This window comes from Shewanella sp. POL2, from assembly GCF_000282755.1.
GTDB lineage: Bacteria > Pseudomonadota > Gammaproteobacteria > Enterobacterales > Shewanellaceae > Shewanella > Shewanella xiamenensis.
This window is the reverse complement of sequence record NZ_AKZL01000007.1, coordinates 1-23,933: the sequence shown is the minus strand read 5'-3', so window position 1 is coordinate 23,933 and position 23,933 is coordinate 1. Positions and strand designations below refer to the sequence as shown.

Sequence of the window (23,933 nt, the reverse complement as noted above, 5' to 3'; positions counted from 1 at the left end):
GATTAGCGCCATTAGGCTTTTTATCTCTGTAGTGGCATTTGCAAACAAAAGCTCACAGGGGATCGCTCAGATCGATTTAGAGCATATCTTAGAGTGAATCAGAGCTGATATTTCCGAACTAGATAGCAAACTATTCAATCAGTTGGTTATCATACTTGAAAGGATGAATTGAATTAGGGTATTCGCTTGTATATCAATAAAGTTTTTAATGTAGGTGGTGCTTGGGAAGCGTTGCGGGAAAACAACGCAACCGAGTTGTCAGAGTTGCAAGTAGCTTTAGCTAACTTGGGGTATGTCGACTCTATCAAAGACATGAAAAATGGTGTTTTAAGCAACCTGCACGAGATGGCGTGGCGGTGTCGAAACTATTTGGTAGGAGGCCGAGCAAGTTTCAAAGAATTCAAAGCCGCTCCATCTAAGCCGAATATGATCCAAATGGGAGCTTTGAAAGGTGAGGTTGCAATAGATATTGGAATGAACATACCTACAAGCTTAGATAGTTGGGTAACGTTTAGGTCTAAATCCGCATCTTCTTTGGGCCTCATTCCGATCTTAATAATGCCCTTGGATTTTGGAGAGGACAGCTCTTTCCGTATGAGTTTCGACTATGTTGTTCAGCGAATACAGTACCTTGATATTGTTGAAGGAAATAGTTTTCTGATTCTGGGCTGTTCTTATGATTACTCTGATATTGAGGTTATCGATTCAGATAAGGTAATCCGTAGAACCATCACATTTGAACCTCACCAGATACAAGCTGGCGTGGGGCTACTTTCTTACTTTAGTGAAGTGCTTAAACAGAAGTGCTCGGAAGCGAATAGCAAAGTTTCCATTGAGCAAGATGGTGAGAAAGTTAGGCTTAGGATTAAGTCTGATGCAGGTACTGAGCACAAGGTTGAAGCTTTACTTAATGAGTATGGTGAAGTCCTCAATGGTACTCGTCAGCCAGAGCAACTTATGACAGACCAGGTTCAATTACTGTCACTTCAAAATAAGCTAGATATGGCAGCGATGGAAGTGAAGCACCAACAGAGTATTCTGGCACTAACCAAGTCTAATTATGACCAACGAATCTTTAGCCTAGAAGAGCTGGTTGCAGACCTTAAACACATGCTATCTGAGAGCATAACTTCACATCGAATTGCTCAAGATCAGGTGTCTAAGCTGATAGATAAATATGGTAGCAATAGTGATGTTGAATTGGAGTTGTTAGGTTTAGCAAAGAAGCTCGATGAGCGTGCGGCGGATGTTCAAAAAGAAGAACTAGAGCGAATAGTTAAACAGCTCCATATGGATAACCCGAAACTAGCAGCTGAGTTCCTATCGCTGCTAAAGGGACCACTTGAAGGGGTTGCAGGCAATATCATCTATTCTTGGTTACCACAGTTGGGCAGTATCATTGGAATGGTTATTCGCTAACAAGAAACAAATTGCCTCTCTGTTCAGAGGCACTATGTAGTGGCTAAGTAATACTGGCCACCGTTTTAGATTCATTCTTGCAAATCATGTGAAATTAGAAAATCTATGGCAAACCGAAATTAATATGTTTCGATTGAGCAGGAGCACTGACTCATTTTGGGGCATAAACGTGCCAGAACTGATCGGCTTGACACGAGTTGGGACATTTTCGAGTTAAAGCCTTAACTCTAACTCATCATTTTTGGATGAAAATTTCTATGGATTAAAGCAGTATTAAGTTGTGGGCAACACTACCACGGGAACAAAGCATTACGCTGTAAACGAAACCTGAATCGCCACCGTTACAATGTCACTCACTAAAATTGTATGTTATGAATATCTCTTAAATTGTTTTTTAGCTCATCAATTTAAGCTGATTATTTGCTCTGGCTAAAATATCGTCATAAGTCATGATTTTCAGATTGCTTAACTCTTGTGTTAGCGCTTGTCTTTCAATCGTGCTTTGAAAGCAGCGACTTCTACCGATTACAACCATAATATCTGGCTTGTAAGACTCAAGAGCATACTTTTTCCGAAAAATATCTCTGTGTGATTTTTCATCAAAATAGTTACGATACTCTCGCAATTGCCCAACAGCTGACGAAATGGCTGAACTAAATGCTCGACGATTGTCTTTACCTACCACCAACTTTTCTTTAGGTAATTTAATATCTAGAACGTCACAAAAGCCACCGTCAATTCTCTCTAAAAAGAAATCTGGTCTGAGCTCTCCAAGATCTTCCCGTACAAGGCTAAGCTGAGCATGCGCTCTAATATGATCGGCTCCCATTATTAAAGATGGGTTTTTCTCAAAAAATTTTTGAAGCTCATGTTCGCTTACATTATGTCTGTTTATCAGCCATTCTAACTCCCTTATCTCCTCAATAAATTTCTGCCTTTCAGTAACAATTATATTTGATCTTACTGATGATTCAGATGATGAATTAGATATGAGCGTTGGAAGTTTGAAAGCAGAAGAATAGTCAAAGAGATCAAGAGTTATTTTCTCATTTTTAATTCCTAATACAATCTTTTGCGTTTCAATATCAGGTTCTAATAAATTCAATGAGTTAACGTAGCGTTTCACCTTGTTGATTGATACACCTTGACTTTGGATTGCTGAGAACGCGGCCGGTTTAGATAAGGCGAGCAACAATAGATCTGTAGTTGTTATGTGGCCAGTTAAACCCTCTAGGAGATCTTCTCGTGACGAATAAGGGCGAGTATCTGTTGAGCCTTGCCTTAATCCTTGTTTATCCAATCTTTTTTGCCTGACTTCACTCACTTTCCCATGAGGCTGGCGGTATTCAATGTGTTTTGGTAGAGGTCGATAAACATTTCTTAGAATATCAGATGGTTCCAAATTGAAAGACTCAAATAAGCCTGTACAGATTGTATTTGTTTTTATTAGTCCACTTAATATATTGTCATCATATAAATACCTATAGCGTCTATCTTTCGCGTCGTAGCCTGCAACAGATAGAGCCTGTTTACTTTTATCTGATAAATTAACACCTTGTGATTTCAGTGATTCAATTATAGGTGAAATAATATCCATATTACTCTTTATTCATTAAGTAGATGTTTTATGCGCTGAATTGACGCCGATTCCTAGATGGTACGGCCTGTTTTCTATAGACACTCTGTAGTATTACTAAAACTTGGTCAATCAGTGTGTATCACACCTAGCCTAAATTTATGATGCTGACTCTTAATGGGGCAAAAACGATTAAGGGCCGAAGGACCGCTACCAAATGCCGGCATACGCATTTAATATTGCTTTTCACTGAAAGCGGACATTACGCAAAGTGAAGCGTTTAAGCACGATGAGCAGCCTGCAAGTAGTTCAATTGTAGGTATTCATGCTCTAATAGTAGCGTTCGATACTAAAATAATAAAAAAACGGACTTTGGAAAAGGCATCAACTCTAGATTAGCCACAATATTTTTATCGTTATCTTCGAACCAACAAGATACAATGACCTCACAGGCAGGGGAATTGAATTATGGCAAGTGCTGACCAATTAAAAGCGCTACTCCAGTCACATTTGGAGGGCGACGAAAATCGTTTTTATTCCGTTGCCATGCAAGTGGCGGCTCATGAAGCAAAACGCGGCCACGGTAAGCTTGCCGAAGAGTTACGTTTGTTAGTTGATCAGGCAAAATCCCGCCGAACTGTATCCTCGGATAATAAAGCCGTACCTATCAGTAGGCCAAAAGGCGAGCTGGCCAATCTGCTATCTGTGAGTTATCCCAAGTCACGGTTGGGCGATATGGTACTGAACGGCGAACTGACCCAACAGTTGGAACGGATTATTCGTGAGCAGCGTCATGCTGCGGAAATCTTATCGCATGGTTTGTCCCCGAGACGTAAACTATTGTTAGTTGGCCCCCCAGGCACCGGCAAGACTATGACTGCATCTGTGCTTGCTGGTGAGCTTGGTTTACCTTTGTTTCAGGTTCGTTTGGATGGGTTAATCACCAAATTTATGGGCGAGACAGCTGCTAAGTTGCGGCAGATTTTTGAATCCACTCATCATGCCCGTGGTGTTTACTTTTTCGATGAATTTGATGCCATTGGTTCTCAACGTGGTTTGGCAAATGACGTTGGTGAAGTCCGGCGTATACTCAACAGCTTTCTGCAAATGATAGAGCAAGATGATTCACACAGTCTGATCATCGGTGCCACCAACCATCCGGACATTTTGGATAATGCGCTGTTCCGTCGTTTCGATGATTTGTTGCATTACGAACTGCCTGATGAAGCTCGTATTGCCAGCGTACTGAAATCTAGGTTATGCCGCATGGCAATCAAAAATACTTCTTGGAAACGTCTGGCAGACAAGGCTTTAGGTTTGAGCTATGCAGAGTTGACTCGTGCTGCGGATGAAGTGCTCAAAACTGCTCTGATTGAACGGGCCGATACAATTTCAGAAAAAGATGTTGCTCAGGCTATTGAAGAGCGCAGGAAACTATCCAATCGACTAAATAAAATCAATTAATAAAAACGAAAAGGACATTCCATGGCGGAAAGGGAACAGAACAACCACCCGCATTTCATCTTCCAAAATAGTGCTCAAGCAGAACCTTTTAAATCACCACCTATAGTTGTAGGTAGTTCGCAGATTCCCGCCAAAGACAGAAATGCTCACGGTGGAGGCCTGCTTGAAAAGCTCCATCAGCTAACTCCTGTACTGGCCGAAGCGGCAGATCTACAGCGAGAGGCAGGTGTTGGAGAAGGCATCGGTCTGCAAATTGAGTTTGAAAGCTTCCCTGATGTTGAGTTGGCCTTTGAATCTCTAGCCAGAGAGCGCTCTGGCATAGAGCTACGGAATGTCAGACAAGAGCACAATAAAACTTTCGCTACAGTGTTTGTTCCAGATGGAAAGCTGGAGTTTTTCGAGAAACTTATCACCGATTATTTGGACGAAAATAACGATAAAAAGAGCGGTCCTGCCCATAGCAAATTACTGAATGCTATTTCTGAAATTCGTGCAGCGACATTACAGGCCCTATGGACTGATACTCCAGATTCTATGCCGACGAGAGATGATGAGCATTTATGGTGGGAAGTTTGGTTGCCAACCAGAGGTGACAGGCAAGGGGTTGTAGATCAATTTAAAGGCATGGCGGCTGGACTAGGTTTTCGCAATGCGCCTGGAGTGCTTCACTTTCCAGAGCGCTCCATATTGCTGACATATGGTTCTGTCGAGCAAATGAAACGCTCAATGATGACTTTAAACAGCATTGCTGAGTTACGTCGTGCTAAGGAAACCGCAGAATTCTTTGATGCATTGACTCCGCAAGAGCAACCCGAATGGGCGGATGAATTAAATAGACGTCTAACACTTCCTGCTGATGGCGCCGATGCTCCATATATCTGTTTGTTTGATACCGGCATTAACAATGGACACCCACTACTACAACATGCTTTATCCAACGGCGATAAGCACACAGTTGATCCGGCTTGGGGTGTTGATGATTCTGAAGGGCATGGCACCGAAATGGCTGGACTTGCCCTATTCGGAAATCTGACGGATGTGCTTTCAGCTCCAGGGCCTATTAGGATCTCACACCGGTTGGAATCCGTTAAGCTACTGCATGAAGACGGTGCCAACGGTGGAGATGCTCAGCTTCATGGTTGTCTTACTTCCGAAGCGGTCGCACGCCCTACCATTACAGCTCCGGATCGTAACCGTGTTTTCAGCATGGCGATTACAGCCAGAGATAACCGCGATCGTGGGCGCCCTTCAGCCTGGTCTGCAACTATTGACCGACTTGCTTATGATGCAGATGCACAAGGTGAGACTCCGAAACTGTTTGTTGTGTCGGCAGGCAATATCAGAGACCCAAATGCATGGATGACATATCCTGATAGTAATACAACTGACGGTATTCATGACCCTGCACAAGCTTGGAATGCATTAACTGTCGGTGCAATGACCAACCTCGCAAGAATCACGGAAGCAGATGCGCAGCATTATTCCCCTATTGCAGAAATAGGTGGTTTAAGTCCTTTCAGCACGACTTCCCAGACATGGGAACCTCATTGGCCGTTAAAGCCTGATGTTGTGTTCGAAGGTGGTAACGCTGCAAAAGATACTTTAGGTGCATCTTGGATGAGCAGCTTAAGTCTGCTGACGACCCATGCAAGCCCAACAGAGCGCCTGTTTACAACGAGCAACGCCACAAGCGCGGCTTCTGCTCTTTGCGCTCGGATGGCCGCACAATTAATGGCTCGGTACCCAGATCTATGGCCTGAGAGTATTCGGGGTTTGATTGTGCATTCTGCTAATTGGACCGACGCGATGAAACGTATGTTTCTTCCAGCTCGGGGTGAGCCTACCAAAGCACAAACAACGCAATTAGTAAGGCATTGTGGGTTTGGAGAGCCTAGCATCGACAGAGCCATGTGGAGTGCTGATAGCTCGTTGACGATAATTTGTCAGGAATTTTTGCAGCCATTTAAGCGGGAAAAGGGAGAAGAGCCCAAGCTGCGCGATATGAATTTGCATCGTTTGCCATGGCCATTAGCCGAATTAGAGGCTCTTGGAGAAACGCATGTCGAGATGAGGGTGACACTGTCTTATTTTATTGAGCCTAACCCGTCCGCCAGAGGTGTTACCTCTCGATACAGGTATGAATCACACGGCCTTCGTTTCGATGTGAAGCGGCCGACCGAAAGCGAGGACGCATTTCGCTTCCGGATAAATGCAGCAGCCAGAGATGATGAAGAGCGAATTGTTAGTAACGATACAGACGCTAACTGGTTAATAGGAAAGAAAAACAGACATAAAGGCTCATTGCATTCAGATATTTGGGTGGGCAGCGCGGCAGAGTTGGCGAGTCGGGGCGTTTTAGCTGTTTATCCTTCACTTGGTTGGTGGAAAACAAGGCCTGCACTTGAAAGATACGGTCAGCGGGTAAGGTACTCTCTGATTATTTCTATTCATGCGCCCGAAGTAGATGTGGATTTATACACGCCAATTGCGAACATGATTGGTGTCCCAGTCGTTATCGAATAATCTAAAAAAGTTGGTGGCATAACCGTATAAGTGATTCGCCACCGCTCCCCTAGTCACCTTGTAACATACTCAAATTTGGTCAATCATGGAGAGTAAAGGTTAGTCGAGAGTCACACTGCTAACTCGTTTTGAGGCATAAAATTTTTTAGAAAAGGCAGCGTATCGATGAGATCGCTACCTTTTAGTATGATTCATTATTACTCTCCCACAGGTCTATCGCTCTTTAAATCCTCTGTACAAAACAACACCGGATGCCACAATAAGCCCAAGGGTAAACAACATGACAAGAACTGCCAGTATTTTAATACTCATACTAGACCTCCAAAATGGCTCTTTACCTCGATTGACCTAACTAAGCCTTGATTTAGTTACAAAATCATAAGCGTCTTTTAGAAATTGCACTTGGCAGATAAAAAAATGGAAATAAAAATGTATAAACAACAGCATATAATGCACTATGCGGTTTTTTTGAGGCGTAATACTTACAATACCCCCAATAACCTATCATCGTAAAAGTAAACGAAACGGAGGCGGCCACGAGATAGTTTATCGATAGGGTTACATCTGACTCCTGAATCGCAAGCCAAGCAAAACCCAGCATACTACATGAGATAATTAAACACGGTAACGCATGGGCCCCAAATGCATTAAACCTATTTCGATTCATAAACCATTTTCCCTAATTTATATACGCCACATATGTCAATGAATCACAGTGTAATGATATTGAGCAAAATTTAGCTAGGAGAAAATGTCGTAACAAACTTGATTTTTAAACTAAATCATATTGAGATCCGCTATAAGTATACCGGAGTGCAGGCAGAACCAGAACTGAAGCAGCAAATCTCACTTGGCAATGTAATTAAGATGCGCCTATGGCAAGAGTGTCCTTATGTCGCAGCCTAAGGCTTCTGCCAGTTGATATGCCTTTTCGAGCGTGATGTTTACCTCTCCACGCTCTATTCGCCCCATATAACTGCGGTCTATCTCTGTTAGTAGCGCAATTTTTTCTTGGGAAATGCCTCGCCGTTTACGCTCTTCTCGTAATTTAGCCCCAAATTGGATTGCTAAGTCTTTCATTTTTCATCTCGTTAAAGAGAAAGACTATCCAAAGTTGCGGCTTATAATGCCACGGATTATAATCCGCATTTGTGCAAACAATGCTCTTATAATGCCTAGTTAGAGCACTAAACAACCTCTTGCGAGAACGTCATGTCTAAAGCCTCAATCAAAATATGCCCGACTTTGCATACCATTCTCCAAGACGAGAGCTTCAACAATTTTCAAATTAAAAGTTTACGCGACGCTTATCTTGCAGCTTCGACTAGCTGTATAACTGTCAGTAAAACTTACAATTTCATTTATCAACAGGTCCACAGACTCGTGAAAAAGGGGCTCTTAGATAAAAATGTGGACCCACAATCGAACGAAACGACTTATCAAAAGACAACGAATTTTTTCCAAGCGAATTTCATCCTGCAAAGCGCAAAAAAATCCGAAGCCGTAGAGGTAACACCTACAAATAGAGAAAAGCATAATACTATTAAACAATTAGAAGAGCGGCTCAAGCAGTCAGAAATCGATTTACTTACGAGCATAGGTGAGTCGGAAGAGTATATGCGCTTATACCAATCCTTTCCTGAAATGAAAGCTCATCTCGAATCACAGTATTTGTTGGCTCGTGAAACTAGCTCAAAACTGCTAGGTCAAATCAAAGCGATTAAATCAGCTATTACCCATCAACAAAAGTAACTCAATGCAACTTAGACAATGGCAATCTGAGTGCGTCAAACGCGCTCTAAGGCACTTTCATGGTGCTCACAAACATTTCCTTTGCTTAGCAACACCTGGTGCAGGCAAATCAATTATGGCCGCCGAAGTTGCTGCGAAACTATTTGAGGATGGTCTAATCGATTTTGTGTTGTGCTTCTCTCCATCAGTAAATATCTCTCAAGGGTTGAAACAGACATTTTCCAATCGTTTGGAGTGCCGATTTGATGGCGTGATAGGTTCAGTCGGTTGCTCTTATACTTATCAGGGGATGTTGGCCTTTAAAGAGGATTTCTGGCAATTACTGAGAAGGAATAGGGTTCTTGTTGTCTTTGATGAGATCCATCATTGTGCTGGGAGCTCTCTTGAAGATGCAAACGCATGGGGGGAAGAAATCCTACTCAACATACAGGCCCAAGCGCAGTACACTCTAGCGTTAACGGGCACGCCTTGGCGCTCAGACCAAGCACCGATTGCTTTATCTCGATACACAGATCCAGATAACCAAATTCAATGTGACTATGTGTATGGCCTTAAGGAAGCCGTTGCCGATGGTGTATGCCGTAGCCCTCACATTGTACTAATCGATAACGACAAAATTTCAGTTACAGACGAAGAAAACGAAACAAAGACTTATGGCTCTTTGGATGAGTTATTGAAACGTTCATCAATCTTATATCAGTCGATCATCGAGAATCATGAGGCGATTCATTATATCTTAGCGTTAGCAACAAACAAATTAAGAGCCATAAAACAGTCCAACCCTAATGCAGCCGGACTTATTGTCGCATCATCTGTATCACACGCAGCAGATATCTTTAACACACTCACAAAAGAGTTTAATGAGACAGCTCAGATAGTTACCTATAAAGAGGATGACCCATCTGCCAAGATAAATAAATTCAGAAACAGCACCACTAACTGGATCGTGAGTGTAGGTATGATAAGTGAGGGGACTGATATCCCTCGCCTGCAGGTTTGTTGCCACCTTAGTCGAGTAAAAACTGAGCTGTACTTTAGACAGGTTTTAGGTCGTATTTTACGCACTAATGATTCGCTTAATCAGCAAGCTTGGCTATACACCTTTGCTGAACCAAAACTTGTAGAATTTGCCAGTCGAATAGCAGAAGAAATACCTGATATTCCAGTGATATTTAGCGAGCCAATTGAGATAAAACTCAAGCAAGAGTTACCGGAGTTCCATGATATGGCAGTGAAAACGCTGCCACCGACTAACAGCAATATTTTCAATATTGGCAGACAATACCTCGATAAACAGACAAAATCTTATTCTGCAGAGATTTTCTTGGGAGAAAATTTTGGCACCTCAACATCACTATCATTCGAACTCTTAGGTGGCTTTAGAGAAAAAGTTGTCTCAACTTTTAACTCTCCGTTTTAAATTAAAATGTCAAATTATGGTGCCACCACTTTTCTCAGTATTTTAAGTTTTATGATGACGTCATAAAACTTAAAATGATTTAACAAGCTATATGAAGCACGTATGAATAACTATACTGACAACATTTAGCAGCCAGTCAGATAATTGATTTAAAGCGAATTACAAACTCTACTGGCTAGTATTGCTAGTCAATTCCATCTGCTCCATTTGCAAACAGCAACACATAATGCCAAATGGTTTACAATTTTGGTTAAAACATTTCCGATTCAGCAAATCTAACTTCTGGAAGTGCATCAAGTTTGGCTTCCGCCAGTATTCTATTTAATTCAATATCGTCGTTTTTGCTTTTATTCAAAATGTCTCTTGCTAACTTAACGCAAGCGGCTCGAACAAATGAAATACTCACTGACTCTCTACTGGAAGGAGAAATATTGCAGTATCCTGCGCTATCAAATATAACAGGTAGAATCTCCGTTAATACTTCAATATTATCAGGGGATAGATACTCTCGGCAGTACATCTGATTAGCTGTCCAAAGTAGTGCTGGTAAACCGACAATCCGATTTGACCCAATAAGGTAAACCAGTCTCAAAATCAATTTATCGATAGCAGGGGAAGCCTTCAGATTTCGCCATTCTAAAAGCGTGTAGGCTGCATATGCTAATTTATCCACATCTTCAGATTGAAATCCTTGTCTAATCAGTTTTTCTACCCGTCCGATAAATATTTCGTTTGCGGCAGCAAAGTAGGAAAAAGCTATCAAGACCTGCGACGTTTCAACTTCGGTATAAAAAGCAAATAATTTTTTGAAATTTTCTTCTGTCAATGCGCTTGAATACAAAGATGGAACAACAGATCGAGCCAATACTGCACCGATTAAGTCAGCGGTTTGTTCATTATCTTGTTTGGCAAAATTAAGTCTATCGCTATCATTTCTTTGTGGTCTCCAAGCAACCAGTTGTTCGAAATATTTGATAGCTTGCTCTTCAGATGGAAATTCCTTTACATCTTCAGCTAGAGCTGCATTTACTATATCTAACAGTAGATCCATATTAAGCAGTTTTGATTCTGTTGCGTCAAACAAATAACTCCTGACAAGAGCTTTCACACTCGAAGGGTTTTGTGAAGGCAACTCAAGCAGTACATGGTGGAGTAAACCCGTTTCAGGAATAGTTTGCTGACCGATATTGTCACCCCACACTTTCTCTATAATTTTATCAAGCTCCTTTGCCGTCAAAAAACTATTCTTAATTAAAGGAAAAAGGCGTATTAGGGCTGGTGCACTTTGAGTGGAGCATGGTGCTATGCAGTCTATTATTTCATCTACTCGACGATCTAAAACCGGATTTTTTTTCCTTTCTCCAGGGTTTCTGATCACTGGATTAACCCACCTAGTCCGCTCTTTAATGGTTAACTCAACTTGAAGTGGGAACGATAAGGCATCCACTAAGATGTCCTGTTGCTGTAATTCGGGAATACTCTTTAAAGCAAATTCGATCAAATGCTTAATTGAATCAAAAAGCCAGAAATGATGAAACTCAGGCTTCTTACCAAGAGATACTGCCATACGGAATAACTCCATGGCTTGCTCTGGCGTTGCACGCACTGATACACGAGCCAACACTTCGATAAAAATCCCCAAACGTTCTATAGCATAACTTTCAGATTTCTCTGTAAGCTTTACAGTCCAATAATTAATTGCCTGCTTGCACTGACTCAGTAAAAAAATTATGTCATCTTCAGGAAGGCATGCGATCTGAACTCTCGAAAATACTTTATTCAAAATATCAGACGTACCGCTATTTGCTGCACGGATAGCCAATGCAAAACGGTGAATATTATCAATATCCTCAAGCTCAGCGAGCCTAGATGCCTGTTCAACAAGAAAGCCAACATAATCCCATCGTAATGGCATACCTACAGTATTCGAAACCCCTTCCAACAGAAACAACGGGTGCAGTTCATTTCTAAAATTTATTGTGTAGCCATTATTTTTATAACGTCCAGGTTCAAATAATGGTTCAATCGCTTGTTGCTTTTGCTGTTCATTTAATGCCTTCGAAATTTTATCTCTAATATGCTCAATATGATCCCATGGATCACACTGAGAATCTCGATAGCTAAATGGGAAAACCTTAAACTCTTCATTAAATGAAGACGGATCTATACCACGCATTAACCTATGCGCCCATGCTAAGCGAGAAAGTACATGAATTGAATTACGGTCATTACGGTACTGTAGAAGAAGCTCCTTGTATGCCTCAGTCACTAGCCTTTCACCTTTATCAAAATGTCCAAGCTCGGCAAGTAGAGACGCCTTTCTTAATTTCCAGGTTGGGTTGGAATTGGTGATTTTCTCGACGCATTGTTCTAAGGTGGCGTAATCGAATCTATCTCGTGCCACGATGGCGTTATGGTATGCAAGCTCATTTACGCTTTCAGCCCAGTATTTTTCGCCTTTCTCCAGTAACGCATTCGTCGTTTGGGAAATCGATTCAGCTTCGGATGGGCTCATCCAGCGCGTATTTTTAAGCAGTAAAAGAGCTATTTCCAACTGCTGCTTTTTTGTCAATGTGCATGTTTGTTCAGTGTCGCACATGGTAAGTAGTTCTTTCGCTAACCAGGGTGGAACAGCTTCAAAGGTAACTTGGTAATGCCAAGATATTTCATACAATAGCTTTGCTTTACAGTTTGCGGTCATTGCAGACAAATTTTTTTCGCTTGGCAAAGGCTCTGATATTTGATGCCGCAACTTATCTCTCTGATAATTGGGAACAATCAACCACCCAGGGTAAGACAGTCTATCCTTCTCTAAAGATGGAAGCTGTTCTTCCAATAATTTGGCAGCATAATCAGGCTCCTTATAAATCCTTTTGCTATCTACACCAGTTTCCGTTTCACGACGCAAACTCGTTGGATACCACTCCCAAGTCTGCTTTGGCTTTAGATCTCTTAGTGCTTTAAAAAAAATATTTGTGGCTTCCAAATGCCTGATATCTTTATCATCAAAGTCAGCAACCAAGTCACCTAAGTCTATAGGTGCAACGTTAATTGATTCGAGGTATTTACGCTTAGCGGAGTTTAATCCTAAGGCTCCAACTAGGTAAATTCGTCTTGAATGATTTGCCAGATGATCTCGAACCCACCCAGTCCACTGCAGAAAGTTTGGATCATCGCCGGAGAAGCCCAATAAACACAATTCATTCTCAATAAATGCTTGCCGAGAGAAATTCACAAACGCCGCATGTTGTTGCGGGTATTTTCGGTAATCTTCTTGAGTGAAAATTAAGTCTTTGGTTACGTCGATAGTCCCATGCAACTTGACAATTCTAGGTGATCTTGCACAGGAAAGATCCTCCTGCTTAGACACAACACTATAAACTGGATGATGAACTTCAATTGACGCTCGTTCAATTAAAGTATCCCAGTTTGTCGTTAACACTTCTGACCAAGGTAATTCAAGTAATTCTCGATGTAGTGCACCAGGATTCCAACTAACATCATTAACTTCCTTTTTGATGAGATCGTAAAGTGCTTGCTGGCCGAAATATGCACAATACTCTTCCGCTAGGCGCAGAGGGTCAGTACTCCCTGACTGTAATTCTCCAGCAAGCGTTTTTGAAAAATCATTCCATAGTGGTAATTTTCTGGTGGCGTCTCCGGTAGATGCTGCACATCGACTAAAGCCTGCACCTACCATAACGGCTGCACCATGATAGGAACTATCTTGTTGCCAAAGCGCAGATGCAAATTTTTTTAATGCTGCATAATCGGGAAGAGAGGAAATATTCGTAACCATTAAAAACCCACCTAAAAACGCTTTTGAAATCAATCAAAATACTCTCGCAAGTACAGCCAGTCAAATACACAAAACATAGCAATGACAAAGCATCAAAAGCAATTTCATAAAATACGTACACCATGAGCTCAGCAGTCTCCAACCACAAATGATGAAAATAGCCTAACAGTGTATTTAAAAAATGGAGAACAACGAGGACATGATCATAAAATCTAAGACAAGCAAAACATTCCACTGTAGTTTACATGAGTCACTAGCTTACTCTGAGACAAAAGCATCTCATAAGTTGATCATGAAAGAAGTGTTCAGCTTTAGGCTTTAATGAAAAATTAAGGTAAAAAACACCAAAAATAGTACATCTAAAAAAGTATAATACTATTTTTTAATCTAACAAATTCAGATACTAAAATATTTTAGTACGATTCAAGAGGTACTTAAGTGTAGTCTGACATTTCATTTTGAGATCCCTATTTATAGGTTGTGCATTAATTTCAAATGTTACCGATTTATAAAAAATGAATATCGTATACGGCCGAATTATTCCTTCGCTTTTTTCAGATAATCCTCAAAATTCTTCGTTATGAAACCAGAAAATGAAATTTAGAAAGTATTCCTAAAATTTCTAGTGCATAGCATGCCGATCATTCCTGCCGCTAATAAGTAGACAAGGTTAATATTCCATCAAATTTGAACGAATCTCTGCTTTGCCTTAGTTGCAGACATTCGATTTTTCGAGAGGCTAAATAACTGTTCCAATTAGTAGGATCACTTGCAGGTGGCAACTCAATGCGGTTTGCGCGATTAGATCAGTCGCCAAACACAACCCAAAACACCAACCGCATTGAGCATGAACAAATTACCATTTTTTACGCCGTAGGCGCTGCACCGCCTGAAAAAAATAGTGCAGTGGAACCCAAACAGGCCGTTGGCACGCAGAGCAAATGCAATTTTGCTGCTGGCAAAAGGCAAATCCAAAACAGAAATCGCTGAGCTGTTCAGGCCGCCATATCGAGCGTAAATCGTTGGATAAATTGGTATCTAACGGATGATATTGACGGTTTGCAGGCTGACTTGCCGGGCAGCAAAGTACGATTTGAACCAGAGTTCATCGGCAAATTACTGCGTTTTATGGTCGGATTCAGACCGCAGGAATTTGGCTACCAGCGTTCACGCTGGAGCAATGAACTGCTAAGCATCGTGCTGCGGGAAGCGCTGAATATTGTGCTCCACAGCTCGACAATCCGGCGTTGGTTACCTAAGCACGGCATCGTCTGGCGACGTGCGGCACCGACGTTATGCATCAAAGACCCAGATAAAGAAGCGAAATTAGCAGCGATAAAACAAGCACTTGCGAACTGCGATAGCAGCAATCCGGTGTTTTATGAAGATGAAGTCGATATCCACTTGAAACCTAAAATCGGTTCAGATTGGGGCTTGCGCGGACATCAACGCAAAGTGGTCACGCCAGGTCAGAACAAGAAATATTTTTTAGCTGCCGCGCTGCAAGCAAAGACGGGCCAGGTGACGTAGGTCGGTTCTGCTTCAACGAGTACGGTGCTTTTTATCGAGCTACTAAGAATGCTGCGCAAACGCTACCGCAGTGCCAAAACTATCACGCTGATAGTCGATAACTACATCATTCATAAGAGTAGAAAGGCGCAGCGCTGGCTGGAGAACAACCCGAAGTTCAAACTGTTATTCCTGCCGGTATACAGCCCGTGGCATAACAAAATCGAGCTGCTGTGGCACTCACTGCATGAAACGGTCACACGCAACCATAGCTGTAAGTCGATGGAGGAACTGATGGAACGGGTTGAACACTTTATGGACACCACATCACCGTTTCCGGGTAACGGACATGGGATCAAACGGGTGTAACATTAGGAGGAGCAGTTATTTAGATTTCATTCGCGATGTGTCAATGAAGCTACACTTTTTTAGTTTGAGGCGTGTTATTTATTGTTTTTTATATTATAAATATCAACTTGGGTTACGTTTAAATACTCTAATTTTGCTGATATCGGTCACGCCAGCAAATAGGATTATTGATCGATGGAACAGGCAGAATCAATCTTGAAACAAACATCACAACCTCTTTTAGTTGTCGGCGTCGCCGCGTCTGCTGGCGGCTTAGAAGCGCTCAGCTTGTTCTTACGCAAACTCCCAATACACGCAAATTTGTGTGTAGTGATTGCTCAGCATCTATCACCCGATCATGAAAGTATGCTGGCGAAACTCCTCTCACGCGAGAGTTTGCTTAAAGTAGAAACCGCTGCCGATGGTATGATGCTTGGCGCTGGAAAAGCCTATGTGATACCGCCAGCCGTGAATGCCGTCGTGCATGATATGAAAATTTGTTTAACCGCCGCTGATCAGTTTGGTGTACCAAAACCATCGGCCAACGAACTGTTCGTATCACTCGCTGATCAATTCGCTGAACGAGCGTGCGCGGTTGTTTTGTCAGGGACGGGCAGTGATGGTGCGCGGGGTTGTCGAGAAATCAAAGCTCACGGCGGATTTACTTTTGCTCAGTCACCCTCCCAAGCCAAATATGATGGCATGCCTTTAGCCGCCATCGATACCGCGTGTATTGATCGGGTACTGCCCGCTGAAGAAATTGGCAAAGAATTAGTGCGTTTAGCTGAATTTAAAGATTTATCCGCCGACCGCTTCAAAAAACCTATTCACAAAGATTCCCTCAGTCGAATTTTACAACTAGTGTTCGAAGAAACTGGCGTTGATTTCAGTAATTACAAAGACAACACGCTGCATCGACGGATCGATCGTCGGCTGATTGCCACAGACACTTCGAGCTGGATGGAATATGAAAAATATCTGTCGGAAAATTTGGAGGAAGTACAAAAACTTTATCAAGATTTACTGATTTCGGTAACCGCTTTTTTTCGCGATGCGTCCGCCTTTACAGAGCTAGAATTAGCACTTCGGCAAATCATTCAGCGTAAAAGTAAAGGCGATGAAATCCGTGTATGGGTGGCCGGCTGTGCAACTGGTGAAGAAGCCTACTCAATTGCGATGATTTTATACGATTTGTTAGATGGTCAAATTTTTGATTATCGGTTGCAAGTCTTTGCCACAGACATCGATTTAAAGGCACTTGCCATTGCACGCAAAGGTAGATATGACGCAACGTCCCTCAAAGGTTTAAAACCAAATCTGATTAAACGCCATTTCAATGCAGTAAATGATGGCTTTCAAATAAGCAAACATCTGCGGGAATTTGTGGTGTTCGCCAAACAAAATTTAGTCGGTGACCCTGCATTTTTACGTTTAGATTTAGTTAGTTGTCGTAATGTGCTGATTTACATGAAAGCGGAGCTGCAAAAACAAATCCAAGCCACGTTTCACTATGGGTTAAATCCTGGCGGATTTTTGTTTTTAGGTCGTTCCGAATCGCTTCCTGGCAGTGAATTATTCGAGTCTAAAATAGCGGACTGTCGGCTTTTTGTGCGCAAAGAAGGGAATAATCATGATATCTATCGTCGCTACAAATTAATCAACCGCAGTATATCGACTAAAACCGCAACGGCTCCCAAATCCATATCAGTGCTTGATAACGTCGACGATAAAATCATTCGCGCAGTTGCACGGTATGTCACACAAAAGGCCTTTGTGATCGACGAGGTCATGGATATTCGTTTTATCTACGGTGATTTGACGGAGATCACACAACTCAGGAAAGGCCGTACCAGTCTTAATTTGCAGGATATCATTCACCCTCATTTACAACTTGAAATCAAAGGGCTGATTTTTAAGGCGAAAAAAGAAGGTATCGCTCAGCATTCTCGGGCAATTTCACATCAATCGCATTATTTGTACTTCGACGTACTACCTCTTGCCGATGAGTATGACAAAACTCCAATCTATTTAGTGCGTTATGAAGTAAGTGCAACCGCCCCTGTGAATATCAGTCCAGAAGCGCAGGGTGAACAAAACAGCAAACTGTTGCAGCTACAGCATGAATTGTCTGCCATGCGCGAACATCTGCAGACGGTGATTGAAGAATTAGAAACTTCAAATGAAGAGTTACAGGCGGTTAACGAGGAGCTGCAGTCTGCCAATGAAGAGTTGCAATCTACCAACGAGGAATTAGAAACTTCAAATGAAGAGTTGCAATCAACCAATGAAGAATTAACGACAGTTAATGAAGAGATCCAAGTCAAAAGTAACGAAATCCAAGCACTAAACAGTGATTTGCAGAATTTACAGCAAAGCTTGCCTCACCCACTGTTGGTGCTAGATAAAGAATTACGGCTTGTGCATTTTAATGAAGCGGCTAAAAAAATCATCGATGTTTCAGAGCAGCATCTTGGCGAATTGATTGAACTTATCCCGCAGAAATTCCCGTTACCTGATATTCGATTGTTGCTGAATCGAACCAGCCAGCATGGCGAGACTATCCAGCAACAACTCAAAAGTGAAGAACACAGCTATCTATTGACTGTCACCAATTACCGGCATACCAAAGGCTATGGCAATGGTGCCATTTTGTTGTTTTGGGAAAATACCGAGCTCGTTGATTTGTACCAATCCCTTCAACAAATGGTCATCAACAACAATTTACAAGCCAGAGCCATTGAAGCGGCCGAGCAAGGCATTTTAATCGTCGATGCTCAAAAAGAAGACATGCCAATTCTTTATGTGAACAAAGCTTTTTCTGAAATGACTGGCTATGCGCCTGAGGAAGTATTTGGCCAAAATTGTCGATTTTTGCAAGGGCCAGATACTGATCCTTTGGCAAGGCTGGGGATACGAGCCGCGATCCAGCAGCAGCGTTACAAGTGCTTATTGAAAAACTATCGCAAAGACGGTAGCAGTTTTTGGAATCGCTTAAGTATTGCGCCAGTGTTCGAGTCGGGGAAATTAACGCATTACATTGGGATCCAAAGTGATGTTACTGATACGATCAATTCGCAAAGCGAAGCTTTATTGGCACAAACGGTGTTTGGTAATACCTCTGAAAAGATTGCGATTTTTAATCAACAACAAATGCTGACATATGCCAACAAAGCGCTGCAAAGTATACTTTCTCCTGACCGATTGTTGACGACCATCCATTACACTCATCTGTTTAATCTGATGAATGAACAACGCTTTGATCACGGCTGGCAGGAAATTATTCAAAGCGACAATTGGCAAGGCGAACTGTTACTTTCAACTGGCGACCTCGCGACGCCGCATTATGTGTCGGTGAGCAAAGTGATTGATCCTTCTGATCAATCTTTACGATTGGTATTACTGGCCACAGACATTGGCGAATTAAAGGCACGAGAGCAGCGACTCCATAAATTAGCCTTTTATGATGATTTAACCCGACTGGGTAATCGACTTTATCTAAATCAACGACTGCAGGAAACCGTTAGCCGCCATCAGCGTAAAGGAGCGCGTTTTGGCTTGCTGTTTTTAGATTTAGATAACTTTAAACGCATCAACGACTCTTTGGGACATGCGTTCGGTGACAATATTTTGCAACATTTTGCCGATGTGCTGCGCAAACTCAGTCGTGAAAGTGACTTCTGCGCTCGGATCAGCGGTGATGAGTTTGTGGTGCTGATTGATGAGATTGAGCAACCACAACAAGCCCAGCACTTTGCAGCACGAATTATAGAGGCGTTGAAAAAACCAATCAAAGTGTCACAAGAACGTTTATTCGTCAGCGCTAGTATTGGGATTGCCATATATCCGGATGATGGCAAAGAAGCTGATTTGTTATTGAGAAATGCCGATATTGCGATGTATCGGGCCAAACAATCAGGAAAAAATCAGTTCCAATTTGTCGACGCCGATCGTTCGGATGAACTTCGCCAACAACTGAAATTGGAGGGAGATTTACGCCGAGCATTTTACGATGATGAAGACATCGGTTTGGTCTTACATTATCAACCCTACTATAGCAATACGTCCCCTCCCAAACTTATAGGTGCTGAAGCCCTTGTGCGTTGTCATCATCCCCAGCTTGGTGATTTAACGCCTAAACAAATTCTGCCAGCAGTGAAGTCGGCAAATCTTGTCGAGGCCTTTGATCTGTGGGTCATGAAGCAAATCCTACAACAGCGGCAAATATGGGCTGAGCAATTTCAAAACTTTAAACACTTTCAACTCTCAATCAACTTGCATGCGCAGCATTTACAAACGCTTTGTCATCCCTCGAACTTACTGGGCAGTTTACTGAGCAGCATGACTGATTTATCGTGGCTCACCATCGAAGTGACTGAGGATGCCTTAATTTCCCAGAGTTCAAACGTGAAAAAATCGCTGAAAATGTTGGTTGATTTGGGAGTGAAAGTCGCGATTGACGATTTTGGCGTGGGTTATTCAAACTTCTTGTATCTGACGGAGTTGAACGCGATTAGTACAGTGAAACTCGATCGAACCTTGCTCAAACGTATTGAACAGGACGAGATGAAACGCCATAAAATTGAAGCTTTGGTCAAGATGCTCAAACAGTTTGGATTTGAAACTGTGGCTGAAGGCATTGAAACCTCTGCACATTTTAAAGCAATTACCGGCTTAAAACTGGATGTGTTGCAGGGATTTTTCCTGAATAAACCGATGATGGCATCTATGCTGGCTAAAACCTTTGAAACAAACACTCAAAATTAAATCAAGGTACTGAGTGAGCAGGGATACATTCCAAGTACATTTAAGAAAACTGGGCTAGGGATAGACTTACCTCATCACTGAAAGCGGACCATCATAGACCGAAGTTTTCTGATATTTTTTACCAATAGGCCAGTTACTCAGCTGTCTTAACTATGCCCCTCCACTTCCTTTATGTCGTTATTAAACAGCATTAAATGCCAAATCGTTCATTAAATAGACAAATATCTGATAAATTTGGTAATTGTCGAAAACTCATCTCGAATTCATTCTATTCAGATATAATTTGTTACATTTTCAATCGTACAGAGACTGCGATGTTCAACAAAAAAATCAAACAGGAAAACGAAAGACTGAGTACAGCTTTGTCAGAGGCTACCTCGGTGATTGCCGCAATCAGAGGCAGTGTTGCATTTATACAATTCTCCCCTGATGGTCATATTCAGGATGCAAACGATTTATTTCTGCACACTGTTGGGTATTCACTATCGGAAATTGTTGGCAAGCATCACTCCATTTTTTGTGATCCCAAATATTCCGCAAGCTATGAGTACAAGAACTTTTGGTCTGAGCTTGCCTCAGGCAAAGCGAAGCATGGCTCATTCAAAAGAAAAACAAAGCTTGGAAAATCTATTTGGTTAGAGGCGACTTATTTTCCCGTGCATAGTGGTGTAGGGAAAGTATCAAGCGTGATCAAAATTGCCTCAGACGTAACTGAGCAGACATTAAAGTTAACGGACCAAAACGCGATATATCACGCACTAGATAAAGCTATGGCTATTATTGAATTCACTCCTAGTGGTGAGATCGTTAATGCAAATAAAAACTTCCTTCAAGCTATGGGATATCAACTGTCGGAAATCATAGGCAGACATCATAAGATGTTTTGTGATGACAGTTTTTATAGAGAAAATCCAGAGTTCTGGAAAGACCTGGCTGTGGGTAAACTCAGCTCTGGTAAGTTTAAGAGATATGATGCCAGAGGTAATGATATATGGTTAGAGGCGAGTTATAACCCTGTAAAAGATAATGACGGCAAAGTCATCAAAGTTATCAAATTTGCAACTGCAATTACAGATCGAGTTATGCAGGCAATGAGGACAAAACAAGCTGCTCAGGTTGCTCACGAAATAGCGCTTCAAACCTTTAATATCGCTGAACAAGGGAAGAATCATATTGAATCCTCTTTAGATTTAGCAAGCGAGATATCCGAAACAGTTTTAACTACTAATCAAGTTATTCAACGATTAAGTGACCAAGCAAAAGAAATCTCTAGTATGGTCAATATCATTCGTAGCGTAGCAGAGCAGACCAACTTGCTTGCTCTAAATGCAGCTATCGAAGCAGCTCGTGCTGGCGAGGCTGGACGTGGATTTGCTGTTGTCGCAGATGAAGTCCGATCGCTGGCTTCAAGAACAAGCTCAGCGACTGATGAGATATCAAGTGTTGTTGCAAGAAATCTGGAAGTAACTAGTCAGGTTATGCAAGCCATTAATGCTATCGATGGGCTCAGCGGTCAAAATGGTGAGAAAATTGCTCTCCTTTCCAGCATAATTTTGGATATAGAAAAAGGTGCACAAGAGGTTGTACAGTCTGTGTCTGCGATCCATTGAGTAAGTAAAGTGTAGTGCCACACTGAAATTGGCCCCCTGATTAGAGGATACGCTCTGGGTTCACGAAAAATCGAATGTCCGCAAATAAGGCAAAGCAGAGATCCAGATTGTTCTAAATTCTTTTTGAAAGCGGCAAAATAATTCAATTTTGCCGCGTTAATTTCCTGTCAATCTACCTAATTGCTGAAGCCAAATTCACTAAGCACTTGCCTACAAGATTGAAGTGCCAAACGCTCGTAACGTAGCTTCCTCAATTCTTCACGAATATAGCTTTCCTTATGAGGTGATAACTCCAATATAATTTGCAGGCCATTTTCTCTGCCGGCCAGCATGGCCTCTTGGTCAATCAGCTGCTCTAGCTTTTGAGTGATGATGGCGTTCGATTCAAGCGTTGATGGTGGGATTTCTGGCGCAGCTTGCCGTTGGCCCTGCTGAGCACTATCTGTAGGGATCGAAAATAGCAACGGCGCTGTTCCTGGTTGACGGGTGACAACTATTTTACCCTCATCAGCCAAACTCAAACTAACCCGATGAAAAACCTGCTTTAGATTTTTACGGTTGTACTCCTGCAATTCAGCATGCTTCGCAAACAACTCCATTAATTGAGTGCCGGTCTTGGCCTGGCCATCTGCCAGCGTCGTTTGGATAAAATTGACTACTTCCTTTTTTTCAGTTTGTTTCATAGTTTTCGCCTCAGATATCTAAGTTTTCTGATGCCTCAAGAGCATCCTGGACGTCAATTCCCAAGTACCGCACCGTACTTTCGATTTTCTTGTGACCAAGCAACAGCTGAATTGCCCGGATATTTTTATCGCGTTTGTAGAGGATGGATACTTTGGTTCTGCGCATGGAGTGCGTGCCATAGAGACTTGAGTCTAGTCCGATCGACTCGACCCACTTATGGACAATCCGGTCATAAGCACGGGTCGTCAAGTGAGGAATACTGTGCTTTCTCGATGGAAATAGAAAATCATCGAACTTCAACGTCTTTGATTCGACCCAGGCTTTGACGGTCTTACGTGTCTGAGGTGTGAGCTCGAACTGGACTGGTGTGCCAGTCTTGTGCTGCACAATACTGGTTCTGGCCAATACCTCCCCTGATCGCATCACATCAGACACCTTAAGCGATACCAAATCGCAGCCGCGTAACTTGGAATCTATCGCTAAATTCAGTAACGCCAATTCACGAGTGTTCTTTGCAATTTCGAGCCTGGTTCGAATAGCCCAGATCTCTTGCTGTTTCAATGGAGCCTTCTGACCGATGATCCGGCCCTTATTCCATGCAACACGTTTTTCCATGATGACCTCCCGATTTTTTGAGAAACCATAGGGTGAAGTCACTTGGTATAGATGCAAAGCTCTCGAAAATAAAGCTCAAAAGACACACAAAATGAGGAGGGCTTTTTCAGTAAATTCTGCTCTGCATCCGTAAGCGGACGTCCGTTGTGAAAAACTGAAATGTCTGCAATTGGCACAGAGCCGTCATTCGGCTCTGAAACGTTTTTGTCCAGAAACGTGTTTGAATGGGGCCAATCAATCTGTGGATGCTCAAGACAACCAGTATGATACTTTATTACTCAGTTGTAGCGTGACTCAGATTTTGTAGTAGGAATTAGTATGAATCTTTATTTCTGGGTGAGTATCATTTAGAACAGTACAAACAGGGTTACTTGACTGCTTAGTATGAAACTTTATTCCTCTCCTACACCGTCTCAGATGCGATCAGATCCTGTGAATACCACGCAGAAA

At 42.2% G+C, this 23,933-nt stretch carries 12 protein-coding genes and 1 pseudogene; 8 read left to right on the top strand and 5 right to left on the bottom strand.

The window, feature by feature from the left end; genetic code table 11:
• The first annotated feature begins 186 nt into the window (after positions 1-186).
• The gene (locus tag SHEWPOL2_RS02905) at positions 187-1,419 is read left to right on the top strand and encodes a hypothetical protein (RefSeq protein WP_204366675.1); all 1,233 of its coding nucleotides are present in this window, start codon (positions 187-189) and stop codon (positions 1,417-1,419) included.
• 394 nt (positions 1,420-1,813) lie between these two features.
• On the opposite strand, the gene SHEWPOL2_RS02900 is transcribed toward SHEWPOL2_RS02905, so the two are convergent.
• The gene (locus tag SHEWPOL2_RS02900; RefSeq protein WP_037425918.1) at positions 1,814-3,016 is read right to left on the bottom strand and encodes a Shedu anti-phage system protein SduA domain-containing protein; all 1,203 of its coding nucleotides are present in this window, start codon (positions 3,014-3,016) and stop codon (positions 1,814-1,816) included.
• Positions 3,017-3,463: 447 nt separating this feature from the next.
• Here SHEWPOL2_RS02900 and SHEWPOL2_RS02895 point away from each other — a divergent pair, with 447 nt between their 5' ends.
• Together SHEWPOL2_RS02895 and SHEWPOL2_RS02890 are read left to right on the top strand one after the other, a co-directional pair.
• Positions 3,464-4,459 (top strand): ATP-binding protein, encoded by a 996-nt coding sequence (locus SHEWPOL2_RS02895; RefSeq protein ID WP_037425915.1) that lies wholly within the window; start codon positions 3,464-3,466, stop codon positions 4,457-4,459.
• A 21-nt stretch (positions 4,460-4,480) separates the two neighbouring features.
• Positions 4,481-6,982, top strand: a complete 2,502-nt coding sequence (locus SHEWPOL2_RS02890) for a S8 family peptidase (RefSeq protein WP_037425912.1) — start codon at positions 4,481-4,483, stop codon at positions 6,980-6,982.
• 873 nt (positions 6,983-7,855) lie between these two features.
• Here the strand turns inward: SHEWPOL2_RS02890 and SHEWPOL2_RS02885 are convergent.
• Positions 7,856-8,062: a helix-turn-helix transcriptional regulator gene (locus SHEWPOL2_RS02885; protein WP_037425910.1), complete on the bottom strand. Its 207-nt coding sequence runs from the start codon at positions 8,060-8,062 to the stop codon at positions 7,856-7,858.
• Positions 8,063-8,194: 132 nt separating this feature from the next.
• Here SHEWPOL2_RS02885 and SHEWPOL2_RS02880 point away from each other — a divergent pair, with 132 nt between their 5' ends.
• Both SHEWPOL2_RS02880 and SHEWPOL2_RS02875 read left to right on the top strand, forming a co-directional pair.
• A complete protein-coding gene (locus tag SHEWPOL2_RS02880; protein WP_037425907.1) occupies positions 8,195-8,734 on the top strand; it encodes a hypothetical protein in 540 nt (179 codons plus the stop codon).
• 4 nt (positions 8,735-8,738) lie between these two features.
• A complete protein-coding gene (locus tag SHEWPOL2_RS02875; protein ID WP_037425904.1) occupies positions 8,739-10,154 on the top strand; it encodes a DEAD/DEAH box helicase family protein in 1,416 nt (471 codons plus the stop codon).
• Positions 10,155-10,404: 250 nt separating this feature from the next.
• Here the strand turns inward: SHEWPOL2_RS02875 and SHEWPOL2_RS02870 are convergent, their stop codons facing one another.
• On the bottom strand, positions 10,405-13,953 hold the full coding sequence (locus SHEWPOL2_RS02870) for an SIR2 family protein (RefSeq protein WP_037425902.1): 3,549 nt from the start codon (positions 13,951-13,953) through the stop codon (positions 10,405-10,407).
• An 880-nt stretch (positions 13,954-14,833) separates the two neighbouring features.
• On the opposite strand from SHEWPOL2_RS02870, the pseudogene SHEWPOL2_RS02865 reads away from it, so the two are divergent.
• The 3 genes and pseudogenes from SHEWPOL2_RS02865 (at position 14,834) to SHEWPOL2_RS23325 (ending at position 22,184) form a co-directional block, all read left to right on the top strand.
• Positions 14,834-15,831 (top strand): annotated as a pseudogene (locus SHEWPOL2_RS02865) (IS630 family transposase).
• A gap of 195 nt (positions 15,832-16,026) precedes the next feature.
• Complete coding sequence (locus SHEWPOL2_RS02860) at positions 16,027-20,574, top strand: EAL domain-containing protein (protein WP_192812102.1); 4,548 nt, start codon at positions 16,027-16,029, stop codon at positions 20,572-20,574.
• Positions 20,575-20,888: 314 nt separating this feature from the next.
• The gene (locus SHEWPOL2_RS23325; RefSeq protein ID WP_037425898.1) at positions 20,889-22,184 is read left to right on the top strand and encodes a PAS domain-containing methyl-accepting chemotaxis protein; all 1,296 of its coding nucleotides are present in this window, start codon (positions 20,889-20,891) and stop codon (positions 22,182-22,184) included.
• Between the two features lie 176 nt (positions 22,185-22,360).
• On the opposite strand, the gene SHEWPOL2_RS02850 is transcribed toward SHEWPOL2_RS23325, so the two are convergent.
• The gene (locus tag SHEWPOL2_RS02850) at positions 22,361-22,867 is read right to left on the bottom strand and encodes a hypothetical protein (protein ID WP_037425895.1); all 507 of its coding nucleotides are present in this window, start codon (positions 22,865-22,867) and stop codon (positions 22,361-22,363) included.
• A 10-nt stretch (positions 22,868-22,877) separates the two neighbouring features.
• Positions 22,878-23,483, bottom strand: coding sequence for a tyrosine-type recombinase/integrase (locus SHEWPOL2_RS02845; protein WP_037425892.1), 606 nt, complete (start codon positions 23,481-23,483; stop codon positions 22,878-22,880).
• Between the last annotated feature and the right edge of the window lie 450 nt (positions 23,484-23,933).

Excerpts from the sequence above, each read along its gene's own strand:
- SHEWPOL2_RS02900 (WP_037425918.1), bottom strand. The coding sequence starts at position 3,016 with ATGGATATTATTTCACCTATAATTGAATCACTGAAATCACAAGGTGTT.
- SHEWPOL2_RS02895 (WP_037425915.1), top strand. The coding sequence starts at position 3,464 with ATGGCAAGTGCTGACCAATTAAAAGCGCTACTCCAGTCACATTTGGAG.
- SHEWPOL2_RS02890 (WP_037425912.1), top strand. The coding sequence starts at position 4,481 with ATGGCGGAAAGGGAACAGAACAACCACCCGCATTTCATCTTCCAAAAT.
- SHEWPOL2_RS02885 (WP_037425910.1), bottom strand. The coding sequence starts at position 8,062 with ATGAAAGACTTAGCAATCCAATTTGGGGCTAAATTACGAGAAGAGCGT.
- SHEWPOL2_RS02880 (WP_037425907.1), top strand. The coding sequence starts at position 8,195 with ATGTCTAAAGCCTCAATCAAAATATGCCCGACTTTGCATACCATTCTC.
- SHEWPOL2_RS02875 (WP_037425904.1), top strand. The coding sequence starts at position 8,739 with ATGCAACTTAGACAATGGCAATCTGAGTGCGTCAAACGCGCTCTAAGG.
- SHEWPOL2_RS02870 (WP_037425902.1), bottom strand. The coding sequence starts at position 13,953 with ATGGTTACGAATATTTCCTCTCTTCCCGATTATGCAGCATTAAAAAAA.
- SHEWPOL2_RS23325 (WP_037425898.1), top strand. The coding sequence starts at position 20,889 with ATGTTCAACAAAAAAATCAAACAGGAAAACGAAAGACTGAGTACAGCT.
- SHEWPOL2_RS02850 (WP_037425895.1), bottom strand. The coding sequence starts at position 22,867 with ATGAAACAAACTGAAAAAAAGGAAGTAGTCAATTTTATCCAAACGACG.
- SHEWPOL2_RS02845 (WP_037425892.1), bottom strand. The coding sequence starts at position 23,483 with ATGGAAAAACGTGTTGCATGGAATAAGGGCCGGATCATCGGTCAGAAG.